The organism is Peteryoungia ipomoeae, assembly GCF_004912165.1.
GTDB lineage: Bacteria > Pseudomonadota > Alphaproteobacteria > Rhizobiales > Rhizobiaceae > Allorhizobium > Allorhizobium ipomoeae.
The window spans coordinates 1,221,771-1,240,758 of sequence record NZ_STGV01000001.1; the positions used below are offsets into that span (position 1 = coordinate 1,221,771).

The window sequence follows — 18,988 nt, forward strand, 5'->3', positions numbered from 1 at the left end:
GGTCAAGCAAGGGCAAAACTTGCGACGGCTCTATTTCGCCGCAATACTTGCGTCTTTGCTGGCTCAATGCCGACGCCAACCGGAGCCGCCTCTCAATGACCGAACCTCGCCTCGCCTCCTCAGCGATTGTCGAACGCGCCGGACGCTATCTCCTGATTCGGCGTGCCAATCCCCCGGCTGCGGATCTCTACGCATTTCCGGGCGGTCGGGCAGAACCCGGCGAAACGCCTGAGCAGACCGCCTTGCGCGAACTGCAGGAAGAAACCGGCCTGACGGGAACCAGTGCCGCCTTGTTCGATACTTTCGAGATCCTGCCGGAGCCTGGGCTTGCAGACAGCCGCTTTCATCTTTCAGTCTTTCTCGTTGAGGAGACGGGTTGCGAACCCGTTGAAGCGGCGAGTGACGCGCGTGATGCCGCATGGTATCTGCCGCAAGAGATTCTGAGACTGCCCGTTCCGGAAAGCGTGCGCGCCTGCGTCTTGCGCCTTGCCCCGGATAGCCTGGAGACTGCACGATGAGTAACCGTCACGCCCGTTGCCTGCGCCTTTCTGCGGCAATCGCGTTTTGCGCCGTGACGATGTCGTCGCACGTTGTAGCCCAGGTGCAGACCATTGCGCCGCCAGCGTCAGAGACCGAGAAACCGGCCCCTTATGACGACCGGCTCGGGCGGCTGTCCGAGCTGATCGGCGCAATCCACTACCTGCGCAACCTGTGCAATGCGCAAGGGGAACCGGAATGGCGGAAATCGCTCTCCGAGCTTCTTGATCGCGAAACCAGTGCCGAACCCAAACGCCGGGCGCGGCTGACGGCAGCCTACAACCGCGGCTACAGGTCTTTTGCCTCCGTTTACACCACTTGCACAGCAGCGGCTGTTCGTGCAGAGGAGAATTACCGTAACGAAGGGGCAACACTGGCGGCAGAAATTACCGCACGCTACGGAAATTAACGAATAATTCACCTCTTCTCGTCTTGCCCCGTGTCGTTTTGATAAAACACTGTTAGGGTCATTAAGGACTGAGTAAGAGTGCTTCGAGGAATGCCCATGGACCCGCGCCGCAACGAAATCGATGACATGATCGTGCATGAAAAGATGCAGGCGGCTCTCGAGTATCAAAACGAGGCCTGGGCGGATGGCATGGCTGACGGGATCGAGCCGGAAATCATCGCTGATGCGGCGATTGCTCTTGCACTGCGCGAAACGATCCGCATCCATGGCGAGCACGGGGCCGAGGCCATTCTCGACGCCCTGAAGGCGCGGCTTCTGGCGGGTGAGTTTTCGCCAGGGCGCAAGCTGCAATAACTCGTTTGAGGTCCCAGATGCCCATGCCTTCGCGAGACCGGATTGCTCGGCTGGCGGGCGTCCTTGTTTTTTCCGCAGCCTTGCTCGCCGCGACACTGCCCGTGGCCACGGTGCATGCCCTCTCCGACATCAAGGATCTTGCACCTGAAGACGCACCGCTGGAGGATGGCTTAAACCCGCCGAAGGCAGACGAAGAAATGCCGGTCGTTGAGGACGGCATTCCCGATCCCGGCCCTTTGATCCAGACGGAAACACCGCCAGCAAACGGCGATCTTTCGCAGATCGACCCGGTAACCGTCTATTACGAGATTGATAAGGCACCTGAACCCGTCCAGCGGATTCACCGTCTGATCCTCGAGGCCGCGAAAACAGGCGACATTGAAAATCTGCGGCCGCTTTTTGAACGCGGGGCAAATGCCACGCTGGTATCATCGGCCGACGATACGGATGATCCGATTCTCGCCCTGAAGGCAGTGTCGGGTGATGAGGACGGGGTCGAAGTGCTCGCCATCCTGATGGACCTCCTGTCGACCGGTTACATCATCCAGGACGAAGGCACGCCGGAAGAGGCCTATGTGTGGCCCTATTTCGTCGGCAAGGCGATCAACAGCCTGACACCCGTCGAAAAGGTGGAACTGCTGCGCATCGTGACCGCCGGTGATGTGGCCGGCATGCAGGAACTGGGCAACTACAATTTCTTCCGTGTCGGCATCACGGCGGATGGACGCTGGAAGTTTTTCCTGACGGGCGACTGAGCCCTGCGCCTGTCTCGCTTGAGACTTGTCCGCTAGAGTGCAAGCGCCTAACTGTCCTGCGGAAAGCAACATTCGGTGACTCGCCATGCCCATTGCCACTCTCCCCGACCGCGCTTTGCTGCGGATCGCCGGTGCCGATGCAGAACATTTTCTGCAGAACCTCATCACGACCGACCTCGCACAGGTACCGCAGGGCGAGGCCTGGCCGGGAGCGCTGCTGACGCCACAGGGCAAGATCCTGTTCGATTTCCTCGTATCGCGCGACGGTGATGGGTTTCTGCTGGAGACGACAGTCGAGCAACTGGACGGGCTCACGAAGCGACTGACAATGTACAAGCTGCGCGCTGCAGTCTCGCTTGAGGCTCTGCCGGTTGCGGGCGTCACCGTCTCCTGGGACGAGGCGACCGCCGAGGGCCTTGTCGACCACCGCTTCCAGGTTGCCGGTACGACCGTGCGCCGGTTTCCGGGCACACGCAGCGAGGCAGGTGACGTAGACGCTTACCACGCGCTGCGGACCGGAGCCGGCATTGCCGAATCGGGCACAGACTACGCCCTTCAGGATGCCTTTCCGCATGATGTCCTGTTCGATCGCATGGGCGGCGTTTCCTTCCGCAAGGGGTGCTACGTTGGTCAGGAAGTGGTGTCGCGTATGCAGCACCGCTCGACGGCGCGTCGGCGCGTGGTGCTGGTGACGGCGGATCAACCGCTGCCAGCAAGCGGGACCGCAGTGACAATCGAGGGAAAGAGCATCGGAACGCTGGGCACCGTGTGTGGAAAGCAGGGACTGGCGATTGCCCGGATCGACAAGGCTGGCGAAGCCATGGCATCAGGTCTTCCGATCATGGCAGAGAACGTCATCGTCACCCTTGCCCTGCCCGAATGGAGTGGCATTACCTTTCCGACCAGTGCCGAGGAGAGCTGACCATGCCTCCCTCAGCCCCACCGTCAGCCCGTGCCTGGCAGCGTATGCTGTCCGGTCGCAGGCTCGACCTTCTCGATCCCTCGCCTCTCGACGTGGAAATCAACGACATTGCTCATGGGCTTGCTCGTGTCGCGCGGTGGAACGGTCAGACCTCGGGCGATCATGCCCTCTCGGTTGCCCAGCACAGCCTTCTTGTTGAAGACATCTTCCGCCGCTCGAACCCCAAGGCAAGCCTCGATGACCTCCTGATGGCCCTCCTGCATGATGCGCCTGAATATGTGATTGGTGATATGATCTCGCCGTTCAAGGCAATTGTCGGCGGCGGTTACAAGGTGGTGGAAAAGCGATTGGAAGCTGCCGTGCATCTGCGCTTCGGCCTGCCGGCCCATCCGAACGCCGCGCTGAAAAGCGCGATCAAGAAAGCCGACATGATCTCCGCCTATTTCGAGGCCACGGTGCTTGCCGGCTTTTCCGAGCTCGAGGCCCGCAAATTCTTTGGCCAGCCCAAGGGATTTACGCGCGACACGCTGATGATCGAGCCGCTGCCTGCTGCCCAAGCCCAGCAGGCTTTCCTCGATCGGTTCGAGACCATTGAACAGCAGCGATCGCATGGCGAAAGGGCCAAGGCATGAGCGCCATCGTCGTTGCACCGCTTGCCCGCATCGCCGAGATGGCGGTGCGCCACAAGGCTCGCGAGATGATCAGCCTGCTGGCCGCCAACCAGGATTTTCACCGACCTGCCGTCATCGACGCGGGCCGTCACCTGAAACTGGGCATGAACGACATCACCTTCGCTGGCACCGGCGATCTGATTGCGCCGCAGGAGGCGCATGTCTCGGAGATCATCGCCTTTGCACAGGCCTGGGACCGGTCGCAGCCGCTGCTTGTGCACTGCTGGATGGGGGTTTCGCGCTCGCCGGCGGCTGCCATGATCGCAAGCCTCGCCATCGCGTCTGACGACGAGGACGAGGCGCTGGCGCAACGGTTGCGGGAATCCTCCCCCTACGCGACGCCCAACAGCCGGTTGATCGAGATCGGTGACCGCCTGCTTGGACGGGAAGGTCGCCTGATTGCGGCGGTCAAAGGCATCGGGCGCGGCGCCGATACCGATGGCAATCAGCCGTTCGTTCTACCGCTTCCCGGCACAAACGGGGTCTAGCCATGCAGGACGGCGGGCAAATCGAGATCGGCCTCAATGCGGCGATTGTCGCAATGATCGATCGCGCGCCCAAACTGCTGGTGGTCGAGGAAGAACGGTCCAGCCCGCATGCCCTGCCCTTTGGTCCCTTTGATCCCAACCGACATCGCACGATGGAAATGTCGCTGCGCGCCACGGTGGAGGCGCAGACGGCGCTGGAGCTTGGCTATATCGAACAGCTTTACACCTTCGGTGACCGCGGCCGTTACGAAAAGGCGGTGACCGAAGGCAGGCACGTGGTCTCCGTGGGCTATCTGGCACTGACCCGAACCGATGCCGAGGATACGGCCCGCTTCAAGGCGGCCGGCGCTGTCTGGCGCGACTGGTACGGCTTTTTGCCCTGGGAGGACTGGCGAAGCGGGCGCCCTCCGATGATCGACAGTGAGATTCTCCCAGCCTTGAACGACTGGGCGCAGGAGGCGGCCGAGCCGGGCTCTGCCAGCTCCGCATCGTCCCGCCTCGCCCGCCTGAAACTCGCCTTCGGACAGGATGAGTTCCCCTTCGACGACGAGCGCGTTCTGGAGCGCTATGAACTTCTCTACGAGGCCGGACTGATCGAGGAAGCGGTGCGCGACGGCCGTGTTGCGCAGGTCCGGTGCAATGTGGCGCTCGGGCGCCCGATGCCGCACGACCATCGGCGGATTGCAGCAACGGCGCTGGCGCGGCTTCGCGGCAAGATCAAGTATCGACCGGTGATTTTCGAGCTGATGCCGCCAGCATTCACGCTGACGGAATTGCAGGCGACTGTCGAGGCAATTGCCGGGCGGCACCTGCACAAGCAAAATTTTCGGCGTCTTGTGGAAGGAGCCGAACTGGTGGAACCGACCGGCGACACGCAGGCTGCCACAGGCGGCAGGCCTGCTGCCCTTTTTCGTTTCCGTCGCCAGATTCTCGAGGAGCGCCCAGCGCCCGGTTTGCGCCTCGGCGGACGGGTAACCGCCCCGTCGCCCGGTTGACCTCCCGGCCTGCTGTTCCATCTAGGCTCTTGATCGCTATGCCTCATCCCCGTTTCTGAGGCGCAGAAAAAGGAGCATCCCATATGGAACTCAATGCCAACGAGGCGCTGGTGGCGACACAAAGCGCTCTCGCTCAGGCGAGCCGCCTTGCGGTGGAATACTCGTTCTCAATTGTCGGCGCCTTGCTGCTGCTGTTCATCGGCTGGTGGCTTTCCTCACTCTTGAGCCGATGGACGCATGCCGGACTTTTGCAGGTCCGCGGCATCGATGAAACGCTTGCCCGCTTCTTTGCCAATGTCGTGCGCTACGGCGCACTCATTCTGGTCTTCGTGACGGTCCTTGGCCAATTCGGGGTTCAGACGGCTTCAATCATCGCCGCCCTGGGCGCCGCGGGCCTGGCCATCGGCCTGGCGCTGCAAGGCACGTTGCAGAACATCGCAGCCGGCATCATGCTTCTTGTGCTGCGGCCCTTCAGGGTTGGCGAATATATCGATACCGGCTCGATATCGGGGACGATTGTCGAGATCGGACTTTTTGCCACGGAGCTAAAAACGCCGGATGGACTTTATCGGCTGGCGCCCAATTCCACGCTGTGGAACGTGCCGATCACCAATTTCAGCCGCCTGCCGACGCGGCGTTTCGAACTCAAGGTCGGAATCGGCTACGAGGACGATATCGATCTTGCCGAAAAGATCATGCGCGAGCACGCTGAAGCCGATCCGCGCGTCCTCAAAGAACCTGCTCTCTCGACCCATGTGGATCAGTTGGGCGACAGCGCTGTCATCATTACGATGTGGTACTGGACAAAGGCTACCGACTTCTGGCCGACCTCGCGCGAGATGATCAAGAAGGTCAAACTCTCCTTCGACGAGAACGGCATTTCAATTCCCTTCCCACAGGTGACGTACCACGGCGCAGCGCCGACCGGAGAGCCGGCTCCGGAGGCGCCGCGCAAGGCCTGAGGCGTTACCCAATCTCGATATCCAGTCCGATATCGAGGGTCGGGGCAGCCATGGTGATCTTCGAGGTCGAGATAAAATCGACGGCGGTCTCGGCGATCGCTCTGATTGTGTCGAGCCGGACATTGCCGGAGGCTTCCAGCAGCACGCGAGCGCGGGCCTTCGCGTAGTCTGCACCAGAGAGCTGATGGAAGCGCCGGTTGAACTCGACCGCTTCGGTGAGCGTAGCCGGGTCCATGTTGTCGAGGAGGATCACATCGGGTGCGGCGGTGAGCGCTTCGCGCATCTGGTCGAGGCTATCCACCTCGACTTCGACCTTCACCAGATGGCCGGCATATGCGCGCGCCGCATCAATGGCCTTGCTCACACCGCCTGCAACCGCGATGTGGTTGTCCTTGATCAGAACCGCATCGTCGAGACCATAGCGGTGGTTCGAGCCGCCACCGAGGCGCACGGCATATTTCTCAACGGCCCTCAGGCCCGGCAGCGTCTTGCGCGTGCAGGTGACACGCGCAGGCGTATCGGCAATCTCGTCGGCAAACCGCGCGGTATAACTTGCAACACCGGAGAGATGCATGAGGAAGTTCAAGGCGACACGCTCTGCCGACAAGACGGACCGCGCGGGGCCGCTGATGCGCGCAAGCGCCTGGCCCGGCGCAACGCGGTCACCGTCTTCCGCCAGAAGCTCGACTTTTACCCTGGGATCGATCGCGCGAAAGGCGGCGACCGCCAAGGGCAAGCCGGCGACAACGCCGTGCTCGCGGCTGTTCATGGCAGCTGTCGCCGTCATCTCAGGCCCGATCGTTGCATAGGTGGTGATGTCGCCGGCTCTTCCGAGATCCTCGGCGAGTGCCATGCGGACGAGATCCTCCACCAGGATCGGCGAGAGCTGCGGCAAGTGTGTGCTTGACATGGGAGCCTCTTTCATCCGGCAATCTCGGCGACGACCGCCTCGGCGGCTTTGAGGGTGAGGTAGGTGCGATGCTGTTGGGCGGCGTCCTGCTCGGGATAGTCTGAGCGCATCTGGGCGCCACGGCTTTCTGTGCGCAGGTACGCCCCGACCGCAATCAGCTTTGCCGCCGCGCAGATATTGCCAAATCGCACCCGAGGCCGTCCACGCTCCAGGGCGGCGAGTTCGCTGATCAGGGTTTTCAAACCGTCGGCATCGCGCAGGACGCCGGCATGAAGGCTCATCAACTGGCGCAGACGCCTGAGATCGGCGCTGTCCTCGAGGGTGACGAGATCATCGTTTTCGCCGGCAGACTGCGGCCACTCAAAAAGCCGCGATTCGGGCAGGATGCCCTTGATGCTGTCGGCAATCCGGCTGGCAAAGACGACGGCCTCCAGAAGCGAATTCGAGGCAAGGCGGTTTGCGCCATGCACGCCACTGGACGTGACCTCTCCGGCGGCCCAGAGGCCGTCGAGCGACGTTCTGCCATCGACATCCACGGCGACACCGCCCATGTGATAATGCACCGCCGGGATAACGGGAACGGGTTGGGTGACGGGATCTATGCCAGCCGCCATGCAGGACGCGTAGACCGTCGGAAACTGGCTGGGGAAGTGCGATCCGACAGCCTTTGTGGCATCGAGAAAGGCTCCGCGTCCGGCAGCCACCTCTGCAAAGACGCCACGCGCCACGATATCGCGCGGCGCAAGCTCTGCATCCGGATGCAGATCCGTCATGAAGCGATGCCCGGCCTTGTTGATGAGAATAGCGCCATCGCCGCGCAGGGCCTCGGTTGCCAGCGGTGCCGGATCGAGACCAACATCGATGGCGGTTGGATGAAACTGCACGAATTCCGCATCTGCAATCACGGCACCGGCCTTGGCCGCCATGCCGAGACCTGTCCCCCGGGCTTCCGCCGGATTGGTCGTCACCTGATAGAGATGCCCGATGCCACCGGAGCAAAGCACCACGGCTCTGGCGGGAAAGGCAACGCGGGTTGTCGACTGTCCGGCATCCGGGCGGGCGATGACGCCTGAGACGAAACGCCCTTCCGCGATCAGTTCCTCGACGACATAGCCTTCCATCACCCTTATCGACGGCGTCTTGCGAACCGCGGCCACCAGCGCCTCCATGATCGCGCCGCCCGCCTTGTCGCCGGCTACCCGCACAATGCGGCGTTCGGAATGGGCAGCCTCTCGCGACAGGATCAGCTTTCCTTCGAGGTCCCGGTCGAAGGGCACCCCATAGGCCAGCAGATCATGGATCCGATCCGGCCCTTCCGAGATCATCAGGCGGGCGACCTTTTCCTCGACCAGTCCGGCACCGGCCACCACGGTGTCGGCGAGATGCTTGTCGAAGCTGTCACCCGGGCTCATCGCCGCGGCGATACCGCCTTGCGCCCAGGCGGAGGATGCCCCCTGCCCGATGGGTGCTGCCGCCAGGATGGTCACCGGCCTTGGCGCGAGCTTCAGGGCACAAAACAGCCCCGCCAGCCCGCCGCCAACGATGACGATGTCATCGATGCCCTGCCAGGATTGCGGCCGCATCGCCTCCAGCTTCATTGCCATCCCCGTCTCCCCCCTTCGTCCGCCGTCCTGTGGTTCAGCTTTTCAGATTGATCATACGTTCGACGGCAAGCCGCGCACGGTCTGCGATTTCGGTATCAACGGTCACCTCCTCGGTCATCGTCAGAAGACTGTCGAGGATCTTCGGCAACGTGATCCGCTTCATATGCGGACAGAGATTGCAGGGTTTGACGAAATCGACGTCGCGCAGTTCAGCCTGGATATTCGACGCCATCGAGCATTCGGTGACGAGCAGTACCCGCTGCGGGCGGCGGTTTCTGACGTAGTCGATCATGCCCTTGGTCGAGCCGGCAAAGTCGGAGACTTCCAGCACGCTTGGATGGCATTCCGGGTGGGCAACAATCTCGATCCGCGGATCTGCCTTCTTGTATTCGAGCAGTTCCTCTGCGGTGAAGCGCTCATGCACCTCGCAATGGCCCTTCCAGGTGAGGATCTTCTTGTGTGTCTGATTGGCGACGTTCATCGCCAGATACTCGTCAGGTATGCAAAGGACAGTGTCGCTGTCGAAGCTGTTGACCACGTCGACGGCATTGGCCGAGGTGCAGCAGATGTCCGTTTCGGCCTTCACCTCGGCGGAGGTGTTAACGTAGGTGACGACCGGCACGCCCGGATAACGCTGGCGAAGGAGCCGTACATCGGCACCGGTGATTGATTCCGACAGGGAGCATCCGGCAAGACCATCCGGAATGAGAACGGTTTTCTGCGGATTGAGCAGCTTGGAGGTCTCGGCCATGAAATGCACGCCGCACTGGACGATGATATCGGCATCGACGCTGACCGCATCGCGGGCCAACTGCAACGAATCGCCCTTGATGTCGGCAACGCAGTGAAAGATCTCCGGCGTCTGGTAATTATGCGCCAGGATGACCGCGCCGCGTTCCTTCTTGATGCGATTGATCGCGTGGATGTAGGGCGCAAAGACGGGCCACTCGATGGCCGGAATGAAATCCCGAACCTTGTCGTAGAGGTGCTCGGTCTCCTTGGCGACAGCGGGGGTATAGCGCAGATCCGGCCGCTCCCAGACGCCATGCCTTATGGCCGCGCTGTTGCGCTCAGAGTGTGCGCGGGTTGCGTTTTGCGCCTCCATGGCTTGCCCTCCAATTTATGCTCATTTTGAGCATAACAAGATCCAAAGAAAACCGGCGTCTGCCGGTGGACATGATTTAGAAAGTTTTGTGACGGTTTGCAAGATCAATCTAAAGCGCGAATTGCCGTGCTGTTTCGTGACGTTGCGCGCTTTCATCCCTCTTCAAAGCGTATAAGACTAAAAGAAAATAGGCAAAAGTGGGTCGCGATGTCTCTAACGCTGTTGATCGTCCAGTTCATCATTCTGATGACCGTCTTGCGCGGCACCGGAAAACGGATCACGCAGCTGGAGCAGGAAGTCGGCGCCTTGCGCGAACGGTTGGTCGAACTCGATCAGGGGCAGAAGCGCCCGGCACCCGCAATGGCCGGCGCTCCAGAGGACGTTGCGGCAGAAGAAGGGGGTGCGCCTGACGCTCCGCCGTCGGTGGCAAGCGCCGAAACGGTGTTGCAGGAGACGGCCGAGCCGCATGAGCCGGACGAAATCATCACGACGTCGACCGATGATGCCGGTCACGAGATCATGACAGTCCCCGCAACAAAGGCTGCGCCGAATGCGCCGTCGGAACCGGCGCGGCAGCCGGAAAGCTTAGAGAACCTGCTCGGTGCACGCTGGGCGGTCTGGGCTGGTGGCCTTGCGCTGGCGCTCGGCGGACTGTTCCTTATTCGATACTCCATCGAAAGCGGGCTGCTCGGCCCTGGCGTTCGCCTGTCGCTTGCCGGTCTCTTCGGCCTCTTTCTGATCGGAGCCGGTGAACTCCTGCGGCGCAAGGCGCTGCCGCAGATGGCGGCCCTGCACGAAAACGCGATGATCCCCGGCATCCTGACGGCCGCAGGTTCGGTATCGATGTTCGGCGCCATCTATGCCGCCCATGGCATCTATGGCTTTTTCGGCCCAACGCTTGCCTTCATGCTTCTGGCCCTTACCGCCTTTTCCGTGCTCGGGCTTTCGCTTCTGCATGGGCAGGCGCTGGCAGGGCTCGGGCTGGCAGGCTCGATGCTGACGCCGGTGCTGATCGCCAGCACTTCACCGAAACCCTGGGCGCTTTTCGGCTTTCTCGCGGTGTCGCAGGTGGCGACTTCTGCCGCTGCACGTCTGCGCAACTGGCATGTAGTGCCGGGGCTTGCCCAGTTGGGTCTGGGTCTCTGGGCCGTGCTTTACGTTGCGGCATCGGACTATGCCGAGCTGACGCCGGTCAGTCTGGCGCTGATTGCCATGATCGCCACCTGGATGTTGCTCTGGCCCGGTCGTCGGGCGGATCGTCCCGCCATCGCAACCGTCAATCTGGACGGCCTCTGTCGACAGCTCGGCAGCGGTCCGCTCTGGCTCGATCTGTCGATGGCGCTTGGCGTACTCCTGCCCGCACTCGCCATCATCAATCTCGTGCTAAAGGCCGATCTCTTCGCGCCTTACGTATTCGCCGCCTTGATCGCTACACTCAGCGCCGCAGGAAGCTTCGGACGCGGCGCGATCTGGCCAAGCTGCATTGCAGCACTTGGCGCCCTGCTCGGCGCGGTCCTGGACGCAGGCGTCCTCCTGCAACTCATCGACATGGCGCTGGATGGCGGTGGCGTTGCCATCGAGCTCAACGGCCTGACGAACCCGCTGATCGGCACGCAACTGGTGATGGGCAGTGTATTTCTGGCTCTTGCCATCGCATTTCTCAACCGCAATCGCGGCGACAGGGCACCTCTCCTCTGCGCGGTCTGGGCGACGATTGCGGCAACGGTGCCGCTCATCCTCGCGGCGATCAGCTTTGCCTTCTATGGGACCTATGGATTCGATCTGACCCACGGCCTCTTCGCGCTGGCGCTTTCCGCTGCACTTCTTGGCACGGCCGAGTTTACCCAGGGCGATGCAACTGACTCTAGTGCCGAGGTCGCCCGCGACATCTTGGTCATCGGCAGCTTTGCCGCGCTGGTCTTGAGCCTGCACGCCCTGACGGATGGGCTTGTCACGACGCTGGCGCTTGCTGTCTCCGGTTTCGCCTATCTCCTGGCAACCCGTCTGCGCACCTGGCGCTCGCTCCCCTGGATGATGGTTCTGGCGCTTGCCGGTGTGCTTGCGCGCATCGCATGGGAGCCGACCCTGGTCGGAGCGGAGGCGCTCAGCCGCACGCCCGTCTTCAACCAGCTCCTCATCGGCTACGGCCTCCCTGCCCTGCTGGCGATTGCCGGCGCATGGCAGATGCGCGACTGGCCCTCGGTCAGGTTGCGCAATGCGCTGCAGGCGCTTGCGGCTCTCTTTGGCCTGCTGGCTGTGGCCATCCTCGTGCGCCATGCGATGAATGGTGGCGTTCTCGATTCCAGCACGCCGACACTGGGTGAACAGTCGATCTATACGCTGCTCGTCATCGGCCTGTCGGGCATCCTGATGACGCTTGACCTGCGCGCGCCGAGCCTCGCCTTCCGCTATGGATCGATGATCGCCGGGGGGCTTTCGATACTGCAGGTGCTGAGCCTGCATCTCGGCGCGCTCAACCCCTATTTCTCCGGCGAGAGCACCGGCAACTGGCCCCTTATCAATCTGCTTCTCATCGGCTATCTGATCCCGGGCCTCGGTTATGCGGGACTGGCCTATTATGCCCGCAGCAGACGACCGGCGCCGTATGTCACGCTTCTGGCTCTCTCGGGCGCCATCCTCGGCTTTGCCTGGGTGACTTTGAGCGTTCGCCGCTTCTGGCATGGATCCTACATTGCCGAATGGAAGGGGTTCGGCCAGGCCGAGACCTATAGCTACTCCGTCGCCTGGCTTGCGATCGGCGTCATGCTGCTGATCCTCGGATCGAGGTTCGGTGCCCGCAGTCTGCGCATCGCCTCCGCCGTTGTGGTGATGATCTCCGTGGGCAAGGCCTTCCTGATCGACATGAGCAATCTCGAGGGCGTGTTGCGCGCGCTGTCCTTCATTGGCCTCGGCTTCGTGCTGATCGGCATCGGGTTGTTCTATCAGAAAATTCTGACCTCTACGGTCCAGCCCAGGAAGCCAGAGCCAATCGACGAACCGCCGCAAGCTGCAAACTGACGACGGCCCTCAACAAAACACGTCAGGGATCGGACGCAAGTTTGCGGTGGACGGGCGCAATTTGTGTCTTAAACCTTCAGGCCCTGAAGGCTGGGCGACTCGCGATCCGGCCAGGGAGCCGACCATGGATACTGGGCTGACGCCAACCGCCTTTGCGCCACATGAAGATCTTGCCCGACTGCTTTTGCCGCATGCAGCGGACACCAATGATGGATCGCATGATCTCGTGCACATCCATCGCGTGTTCCGCAATGCGATGCGGATCCAGTCGCAGGAGGGCGGCAATGCGAATGTGCTTGCCGCAGCCGTCCTGCTGCATGACTGCGTGGCCGTGGAGAAAAACTCGCCGCAAAGGGCGGAAGCCTCTCGGCTTGCGGCGGATAAGGCCTCCGGCATTCTTTCAGGGCTTGGCTGGTCGACCGATGACATCCATGCGATTGCCCACGCCATCCTCACCCACAGCTTTTCCGCCAATCTTGCGCCGAAGACGCTCGAAGCAAAGATTCTGCAGGACGCCGACAGGCTGGACGCCATCGGCATGATCGGCGTTGCGCGCTGTTTTTACGTGGCAGGGCGGATGGGATCGAAGCTCTACGATCCGACCGATCCGAAGGCGGAGCACCGGGCACTTGACGACCGGCAATACGCAATCGACCATTTTCCGGCAAAGCTTCTCAAGCTGTCGCAGGGGTTTCAGACAGAGACGGGGCGCATGTTGGCAAGCGAGCGGCACGAAAGGCTCCTGCGCTTCCTGGCCGAAATGAACGACGAGATTTGAGGACACCGATGCAGATCACCCAGCTTTTTGTCTATCCGCTAAAAAGTGCCCGCGGCATCGGCTTACCAAAGGCACGCGTCGAGGGCATGGGACTTGCCGGCGATCGGCGCATCATGCTGATCGATCCCGATGGCCATTTCATCACCCAGCGTGAATTGCCGGACATCGCGCGTTTGACGGCCATCCCCGGCGCTGCCTACCTGACGCTGGTCTTCGATGACGGGCGCGAGATGATGGTGGCGCCAGCGCAACCCGACAATCGCCAGGACGTCGCGATCTGGCGCTCTATCGTCAATGCCGCCATTGCCGACGACAGCGTTAATGCAAAGCTGTCCGACTGGCTCGGGCGACCGGTCAAACTTGCCTTCATCGATGGCGAAAGCCGGCGGGAAGCTAGTGCCGAATGGGCCGGCGACGGCACGCCGATGGGCTTTGCCGATGGCTATCAGATCCTCATCACGACGACAGGATCGCTTGCCGCTCTCAATGCGGATATGGAGCGCCATGGCGAAGGCTCCGTGGGGATGGATCGCTTCCGCCCGAATATCGTGCTCGAATGCGACGAACCCTTTGCAGAGGATCGTTGGACGGGACTGAAGATCGGCGACATTCAACTAGATTTCGTCAAGCCCTGCCCGCGCTGCATCATGACCACCCAGGACCAGATCACCGGGTCTCGTGAAGGTCCCAATCCGATGCCGGCCATGGGGCGCATCCGCATGTCCGCCGACAGGCGGGTTCCGGGCCCGCTGTTCGGCTGGAATGCCGTGCCGCGCGGTGATGGCCTGATTTCCGTGGGTGACACAGTGACTATTCTCGGAGAGCGAGAGGCCTGGGCCATCAAGCAACGCTGAAGCTTCTGATCGCAAATCTGATCAGTATCAAATTCGTTGATGGCCTCTTCATCAAAAGGCGTTTTCCGTCATCGGTGGGATTGCCTATGATCACGACAATCCGAGGAGAGATCACATGAGCGACAACGCGCAGTCAAACCGTATGCCCTGGCTGATCATACTTGCCGGCTCGCTGATCGCGGTGATGACCTTTGGACCTCGCTCGGCCATGGGTTTCTTCCAGTTGCCGATGCTGGCCGATCGCGGTTGGGACAGGTCGACCTTCGGGCTTGCCATGGCGTTTCAGAATCTGTTCTGGGGCCTGAGCCAACCCTTTTTCGGTGCGCTCGCCGACAAATACGGCACGGGCCGCGTTCTGGTCAGCGCGGGCGTGCTCTATGCCGCCGGCCTTGTGCTGATGGCCAATGCGACAGCGCCGATCTGGCTGCATATCGGCGGCGGGGTGCTCGTCGGCACGGCAATTGGTGCCGGCTCTTTCAGCGTCATCCTCTCGGCCTTTGCCCGACACGTGACACCGCAACAGCGCTCGATGGCGTTTGGCATCGGAACCGCTGCGGGATCGGCAGGCATGTTCCTCTTTGCACCCCTGAGCCAGGGCTTCATCTCTGCCTTTGGCTGGTCCGACAGTCTCGTCATCATTGCCGTGATGATGCTGGTCATACCACTCCTCGCATTCCCCTTGCGCGGCAATGCGCAATCCGGTTCGCAGGCAGGCAGTCAGTATCAGCAGACAGTTGCCGAAGCCCTGCGAGAGGCGCTTTCGCATCGCTCCTACCTGCTTCTGACCACGGGCTTTTTTGTCTGTGGCTTCCAGGTGGCGTTCATCACAGCACATTTCCCGGCCTATCTCGGCGATATCGGGATCGATGCACGCTATGCCGTGATTGCCATGGCGCTGATCGGCTTCTTCAACATCATTGGGTCGCTTGCGGCAGGTTATATCGGGCAGCGCTATTCCAAGCCCTATTTCCTTGCCTGGATCTATATCGGGCGCTCAATCACCGTGACACTCTTCCTGCTCCTGCCGCAGACGCCGCTTTCTGTTGTCGTCTTTGCCTCGGTCATGGGTCTTTTGTGGCTGTCGACAGTGCCGCCAACGAACGGGCTAGTGGCAATCATGTTCGGGACACGCCACCTCGGCCTGCTCGGCGGCCTGGTGTTTCTCTCCCATCAGATCGGTTCTTTCCTCGGCGTCTGGATGGGTGGTTATCTCTATGATCGATTCGGTACCTATGACGAAGTGTGGTGGCTTGGCGTCGCTCTTGGCATTTTCGCGGCAGTGGTGCATTGGCCTATTCGCGAACAGGCGGTCACACGCCCTGTGCCAAGTCCGGCATAATTAAGTCACACGCGTGATTTTTTCCGGGACACCTGGAATGGCTGATCATTTTTTCCGCATGATGCAGCGCAAAAAGGGCGTCACAGAAAATTATTTTATTTCCGAGCTCCGTTCCCGTTGACGGATTCGCATGACTTCCCTACCTTATGGCTGCCGGTTCGCAATACGGCACTAAACCCTGGGATGCGCAACGCTCCAAGAAGAGACCAAGACCAATGAAGGAGGTCAGAGAAATGCAGGCTGTGTTTCAGAAAACCACCCGAACTTCGAGGTCTGCCCCGCGCGTGGTGATGCTTGACTGCCGCCCCCCCCACTCCTGTCGAATGTGACGCCAGAGACGCTCTGACATCTACATTTTACAATTCAAAAGCGCCGTGCCAGCGAGCACCGGGCGGGGATAATGTCATGAAGAAGCAAGTTATCGAATATGCTGGCGTCCCGGTCGGGATCAGCATACCGGACGGAAACCGGATCAAGTTCATCGCCGTGAAGTATCCCGTCATCGATCTCGATGGCGCCAGTTACGACACGTTACGCGATCTGCACTCAGCCATTCACGCGCATATGGCTGCCCAGGCGGGCGATGGTCAGCCAGCGTTTCTGGATGCGGCCAATGGCGAAGCCTCACCGGCGAGCCGCAACGTTTTCAGCGCAGCCTGACAAAAGCCCTCTCGCGCTGCGCCGGCCTCGATGCCGCGCGGCGCGTAGACATGTCGCTCCAGAAAATATGCCGTCAGACTGAAGGCCTGCACCAGACTGTCGGCATCGGGCATCCGCCGAGACCCCGGTGCGAGGAAGTCCGGCAGTGCCAGCATCTTGTCGGCCCAGGGCGCGCCGGCATCGCGACTGACCGCCCGCCCCGACTTGGGCGACACATAGGCGAGTTGATCCCGCAGACCCGTTGCCGCGCATTGATCGAGATCCAGGCCGAAACCGAGATCATTGAGCAAAGCGAGTTCAAAGCGCACGAACAATTCGCCGGCCATGGCCGGCTCATCGAGATGATCCAGAATGACATCGAGCGCTTCGAACAGGTGCGGATGCGGGTCGCGCTCCGGCAAGAGGCGCAGCAAGGCAGCCAAGGCCTGCACGCCATAAACGGCGGTAGCACTTTCCATCAGTCGACCTGCCCGAAGGAGTAGCGGTTCAACACGGTATTCGCCCAGATGCTCGTCCAGCCGGGCGCGCCAGGTAATTTCCAGTCGATTGCCGGGTTGGAGGACAGGCTGCATACTGCGTGAACGACCACCTCTCACCATGCCGAGATAGCGACCGCGCGTTCGCGTCATGACTTCCGCGATGACGCTGGATTCGCCATGCCGACGCACTCCAAGCAGAATTGCCTCATCGGTCCATTGCATGGCTTGACCTTAACCGAAGAACCGCGTCGGCGACAGCGGTTTCAATGGTTTCTTGCGAGATCGGACAGATAGGCCCGGACCCAGATCCGCCACTCTTCCAGCGCCTCCGGTTTTCCGGGATATCTTTTCTCTTCAATGAGTTGCGCAAGCGACTTCATGGCCTGCAGCAGAACGACGGCGGCGACCTGCGCCTTCTCTTCGGCAAGGCTCGGGCACCAGGATTGCAGAACAAGGACAATCTCCTGGCGCAGCCGCGACCGCAAGACGCCGGGTCGCACGCCCGGCTGCTCCCAACGGGCATCGAGCAGGCTCAGCACCAGACTGCGCTCCGCGGCATGGGTCGCAAACACATCGAGCAGCCGATCCGCCAAGGCGGCAGCCTCCAGTTCTGCGGCCTGCTCACGGATCCTCATCAGCGCCTGCTGGACATGCTCGCCGTATTGCGCGACCAGCGCATCGGCCAACACATCCTTGTTGGGAAAGAACTGATACAGCGAACCGATCGGAGCACCCGCTTTCGCAGCGATCTCGGTCATGGTCGCGGCCTTGTAGCCCTGCTCGGCAAAAACTGTCGCGGCCGCATCCAGAAGCTTGGCCACGCGCGCGATGCCGCGTTTACGCTTGGGCTCCTTTGCCGATACGGGGCCTTCAGCCGCTGTCTGCACACTTGACTTATGCGAGGTCATTCTCATAAAACTCGTTTTGTGAGGGTCACTTCATTTATTCGACCATATCCGGTCGCCGTCCAGTCTTTTTCCGCGCGGCGACGTCAGACGAAAGACCAATCGCATGGCCCAAGAGCCGCAGATCGTCGCCACTCCTGCCAGCCCGACTGATGCGGGTCCACCGCCCGGCTTGCTCACTCCCCTGCCCACGCCGCTCCGTTGGACGATCCTTCTTAGCGTATCGCTTGCGGTTTCGGCGGCGCTGCATTTTGCCATGCTTCCCGGCGCCTTGCTCATCGGCCCTATGGCGTCCGCGATCTTGCTGGCGACCAATGGTGTCCGGCTGTCGGTTCATCGCTACCCTTATATTTTCGCCCATTCGCTGCTTGGCTGCATCATTGCACGGTCTCTCGATGTCGAAACGCTGAAGGCAGTCGCGCTCGACTGGCCGATCTTTCTGGCGATTGTGGTTGCCGTCATCTCCATGAGCAGCTTCATGGGGTATCTGATCGCAAGGGCCGGCATTCTGCCCGGCACGACGGCCATCTGGGGTACATCCGCAGGGGCTGCCTCCGCTATGGTGGTGATGGCAGAGTCCCATGGCGCCGACGCGCGGCTCGTCGCCTTCATGCAATATCTGCGGGTTGTCTTCGTCGCGACGGGTGCGGCGATGATGGCTGCCTTCCTGTTCGATGTCGAAAGCGGTGCGCGGCCTGCAACCGTCTGGTTTCCAACGCTAGACTGGCGCGATCTTGGCCTGACCCTGATCGTCGCGGTGACGGCAGCAAGCATTGGCGCGCGTCTGAAGATCCCGGCAGGCACGATGCTCCTGCCGCTGGCTGCAACCACAGCCTTGCATATGATGGGCTATATCAGCCTCAATCTTCCGCCGTGGCTTCTGGCGCTCGCCTATGGCGTCATCGGCTGGCGCATCGGGCTCACCTTCACCCGCCGCATCCTGCGCCATGCGACAAGCGCCCTGCCCCAGATCGTCGGCTCTGTGCTGGCACTGATGTCGTTGTGTGGCTGCCTTGCGGCCCTGCTCTGGGCCTTCATGGGCATCGACCCACTCACCGCCTATCTCGCGACAAGCCCGGGCGGCCTTGATTCGATCGCCATTATCGCGGCCAATACCGATGTCGACATGTCGTTCATCATGGCCCTGCAAACCATGCGGCTGATCGTCGTCATCCTGATCGGGCCGCAGATCGCAAACTTCATGGCCAGCCGCGTCAAGCCCAAGGACCAGCGCGGCTGACGA

The 18,988-nt window shown here is 61.4% G+C and carries 20 protein-coding genes; 15 read left to right on the forward strand and 5 right to left on the reverse strand.

Annotation, left to right across the window (positions count from 1 at the left end; genetic code table 11):
- The first annotated feature begins 95 nt into the window (after positions 1–95).
- From FAA97_RS05920 to FAA97_RS05960, 9 genes are all read left to right on the forward strand, one after another.
- Positions 96–518: an NUDIX hydrolase gene (locus tag FAA97_RS05920; protein WP_136597555.1), complete on the forward strand. Its 423-nt coding sequence runs from the start codon at positions 96–98 to the stop codon at positions 516–518.
- Between the two features lie 59 nt (positions 519–577).
- A complete protein-coding gene (locus tag FAA97_RS05925; protein WP_136597725.1) occupies positions 578–946 on the forward strand; it encodes a TIGR02301 family protein in 369 nt (122 codons plus the stop codon).
- A gap of 96 nt (positions 947–1,042) precedes the next feature.
- The gene (locus FAA97_RS05930) at positions 1,043–1,300 is read left to right on the forward strand and encodes a hypothetical protein (protein ID WP_136597556.1); all 258 of its coding nucleotides are present in this window, start codon (positions 1,043–1,045) and stop codon (positions 1,298–1,300) included.
- 17 nt (positions 1,301–1,317) lie between these two features.
- On the forward strand, positions 1,318–2,055 hold the full coding sequence (locus tag FAA97_RS05935; RefSeq protein ID WP_246041345.1) for a hypothetical protein: 738 nt from the start codon (positions 1,318–1,320) through the stop codon (positions 2,053–2,055).
- 85 nt (positions 2,056–2,140) lie between these two features.
- The gene (ygfZ, locus tag FAA97_RS05940; RefSeq protein ID WP_136597557.1) at positions 2,141–2,977 is read left to right on the forward strand and encodes a CAF17-like 4Fe-4S cluster assembly/insertion protein YgfZ; all 837 of its coding nucleotides are present in this window, start codon (positions 2,141–2,143) and stop codon (positions 2,975–2,977) included.
- Positions 2,978–2,979: 2 nt separating this feature from the next.
- Entirely contained in the window at positions 2,980–3,609 is a 630-nt protein-coding gene (locus FAA97_RS05945) for an HD domain-containing protein (RefSeq protein WP_136597558.1), read from the forward strand.
- Entirely contained in the window at positions 3,606–4,136 is a 531-nt protein-coding gene (locus FAA97_RS05950) for a tyrosine phosphatase family protein (RefSeq protein WP_136597559.1), read from the forward strand. Before FAA97_RS05945 ends, FAA97_RS05950 begins: the two co-directional genes overlap by 4 nt.
- 2 nt (positions 4,137–4,138) lie before the next feature.
- Positions 4,139–5,131 carry an NUDIX hydrolase gene (locus tag FAA97_RS05955; RefSeq protein WP_136597560.1) on the forward strand — a complete coding sequence of 331 codons (993 nt, stop codon included), beginning with the start codon at positions 4,139–4,141 and terminating at the stop codon, positions 5,129–5,131.
- 83 nt (positions 5,132–5,214) lie between these two features.
- Positions 5,215–6,093, forward strand: a complete 879-nt coding sequence (locus tag FAA97_RS05960; RefSeq protein WP_136597561.1) for a mechanosensitive ion channel family protein — start codon at positions 5,215–5,217, stop codon at positions 6,091–6,093.
- A gap of 4 nt (positions 6,094–6,097) precedes the next feature.
- Here FAA97_RS05960 and nadC read toward each other — a convergent pair whose 3' ends face one another.
- The 3 genes from nadC to nadA are packed head-to-tail and all read right to left on the reverse strand — an operon-like array spanning position 6,098 to position 9,712.
- Positions 6,098–7,003: a carboxylating nicotinate-nucleotide diphosphorylase gene (gene nadC, locus FAA97_RS05965; protein WP_136597562.1), complete on the reverse strand. Its 906-nt coding sequence runs from the start codon at positions 7,001–7,003 to the stop codon at positions 6,098–6,100.
- An 11-nt stretch (positions 7,004–7,014) separates the two neighbouring features.
- Entirely contained in the window at positions 7,015–8,601 is a 1,587-nt protein-coding gene (locus tag FAA97_RS05970) for an L-aspartate oxidase (RefSeq protein WP_136597727.1), read from the reverse strand.
- Positions 8,602–8,641: 40 nt separating this feature from the next.
- Entirely contained in the window at positions 8,642–9,712 is a 1,071-nt protein-coding gene (gene nadA, locus FAA97_RS05975; protein ID WP_136597563.1) for a quinolinate synthase NadA, read from the reverse strand.
- Between the two features lie 207 nt (positions 9,713–9,919).
- On the opposite strand from nadA, the gene FAA97_RS05980 reads away from it, so the two are divergent.
- The 5 genes from FAA97_RS05980 (at position 9,920) to FAA97_RS06000 (ending at position 16,361) form a co-directional block, all read left to right on the forward strand.
- Entirely contained in the window at positions 9,920–12,730 is a 2,811-nt protein-coding gene (locus FAA97_RS05980) for a DUF2339 domain-containing protein (protein ID WP_136597564.1), read from the forward strand.
- A gap of 124 nt (positions 12,731–12,854) precedes the next feature.
- Positions 12,855–13,508 carry an HD domain-containing protein gene (locus FAA97_RS05985; protein WP_136597565.1) on the forward strand — a complete coding sequence of 218 codons (654 nt, stop codon included), beginning with the start codon at positions 12,855–12,857 and terminating at the stop codon, positions 13,506–13,508.
- An 8-nt stretch (positions 13,509–13,516) separates the two neighbouring features.
- A complete protein-coding gene (locus FAA97_RS05990) occupies positions 13,517–14,362 on the forward strand; it encodes an MOSC domain-containing protein (protein ID WP_136597566.1) in 846 nt (281 codons plus the stop codon).
- A 115-nt stretch (positions 14,363–14,477) separates the two neighbouring features.
- Positions 14,478–15,701 carry an MFS transporter gene (locus FAA97_RS05995; protein WP_136597567.1) on the forward strand — a complete coding sequence of 408 codons (1,224 nt, stop codon included), beginning with the start codon at positions 14,478–14,480 and terminating at the stop codon, positions 15,699–15,701.
- 405 nt (positions 15,702–16,106) lie between these two features.
- Complete coding sequence (locus FAA97_RS06000) at positions 16,107–16,361, forward strand: hypothetical protein (protein WP_136597568.1); 255 nt, start codon at positions 16,107–16,109, stop codon at positions 16,359–16,361.
- On the opposite strand, the gene recO is transcribed toward FAA97_RS06000, so the two are convergent.
- Together recO and FAA97_RS06010 are read right to left on the reverse strand one after the other, a co-directional pair.
- Entirely contained in the window at positions 16,289–17,062 is a 774-nt protein-coding gene (recO, locus tag FAA97_RS06005; protein WP_136597569.1) for a DNA repair protein RecO, read from the reverse strand. The genes FAA97_RS06000 and recO overlap by 73 nt on opposite strands.
- A gap of 41 nt (positions 17,063–17,103) precedes the next feature.
- The gene (locus FAA97_RS06010) at positions 17,104–17,748 is read right to left on the reverse strand and encodes a TetR/AcrR family transcriptional regulator (protein ID WP_425467398.1); all 645 of its coding nucleotides are present in this window, start codon (positions 17,746–17,748) and stop codon (positions 17,104–17,106) included.
- A gap of 103 nt (positions 17,749–17,851) precedes the next feature.
- Here FAA97_RS06010 and FAA97_RS06015 point away from each other — a divergent pair, with 103 nt between their 5' ends.
- Entirely contained in the window at positions 17,852–18,985 is a 1,134-nt protein-coding gene (locus FAA97_RS06015; protein WP_136597571.1) for an AbrB family transcriptional regulator, read from the forward strand.
- Positions 18,986–18,988: the final 3 nt, after the last annotated feature.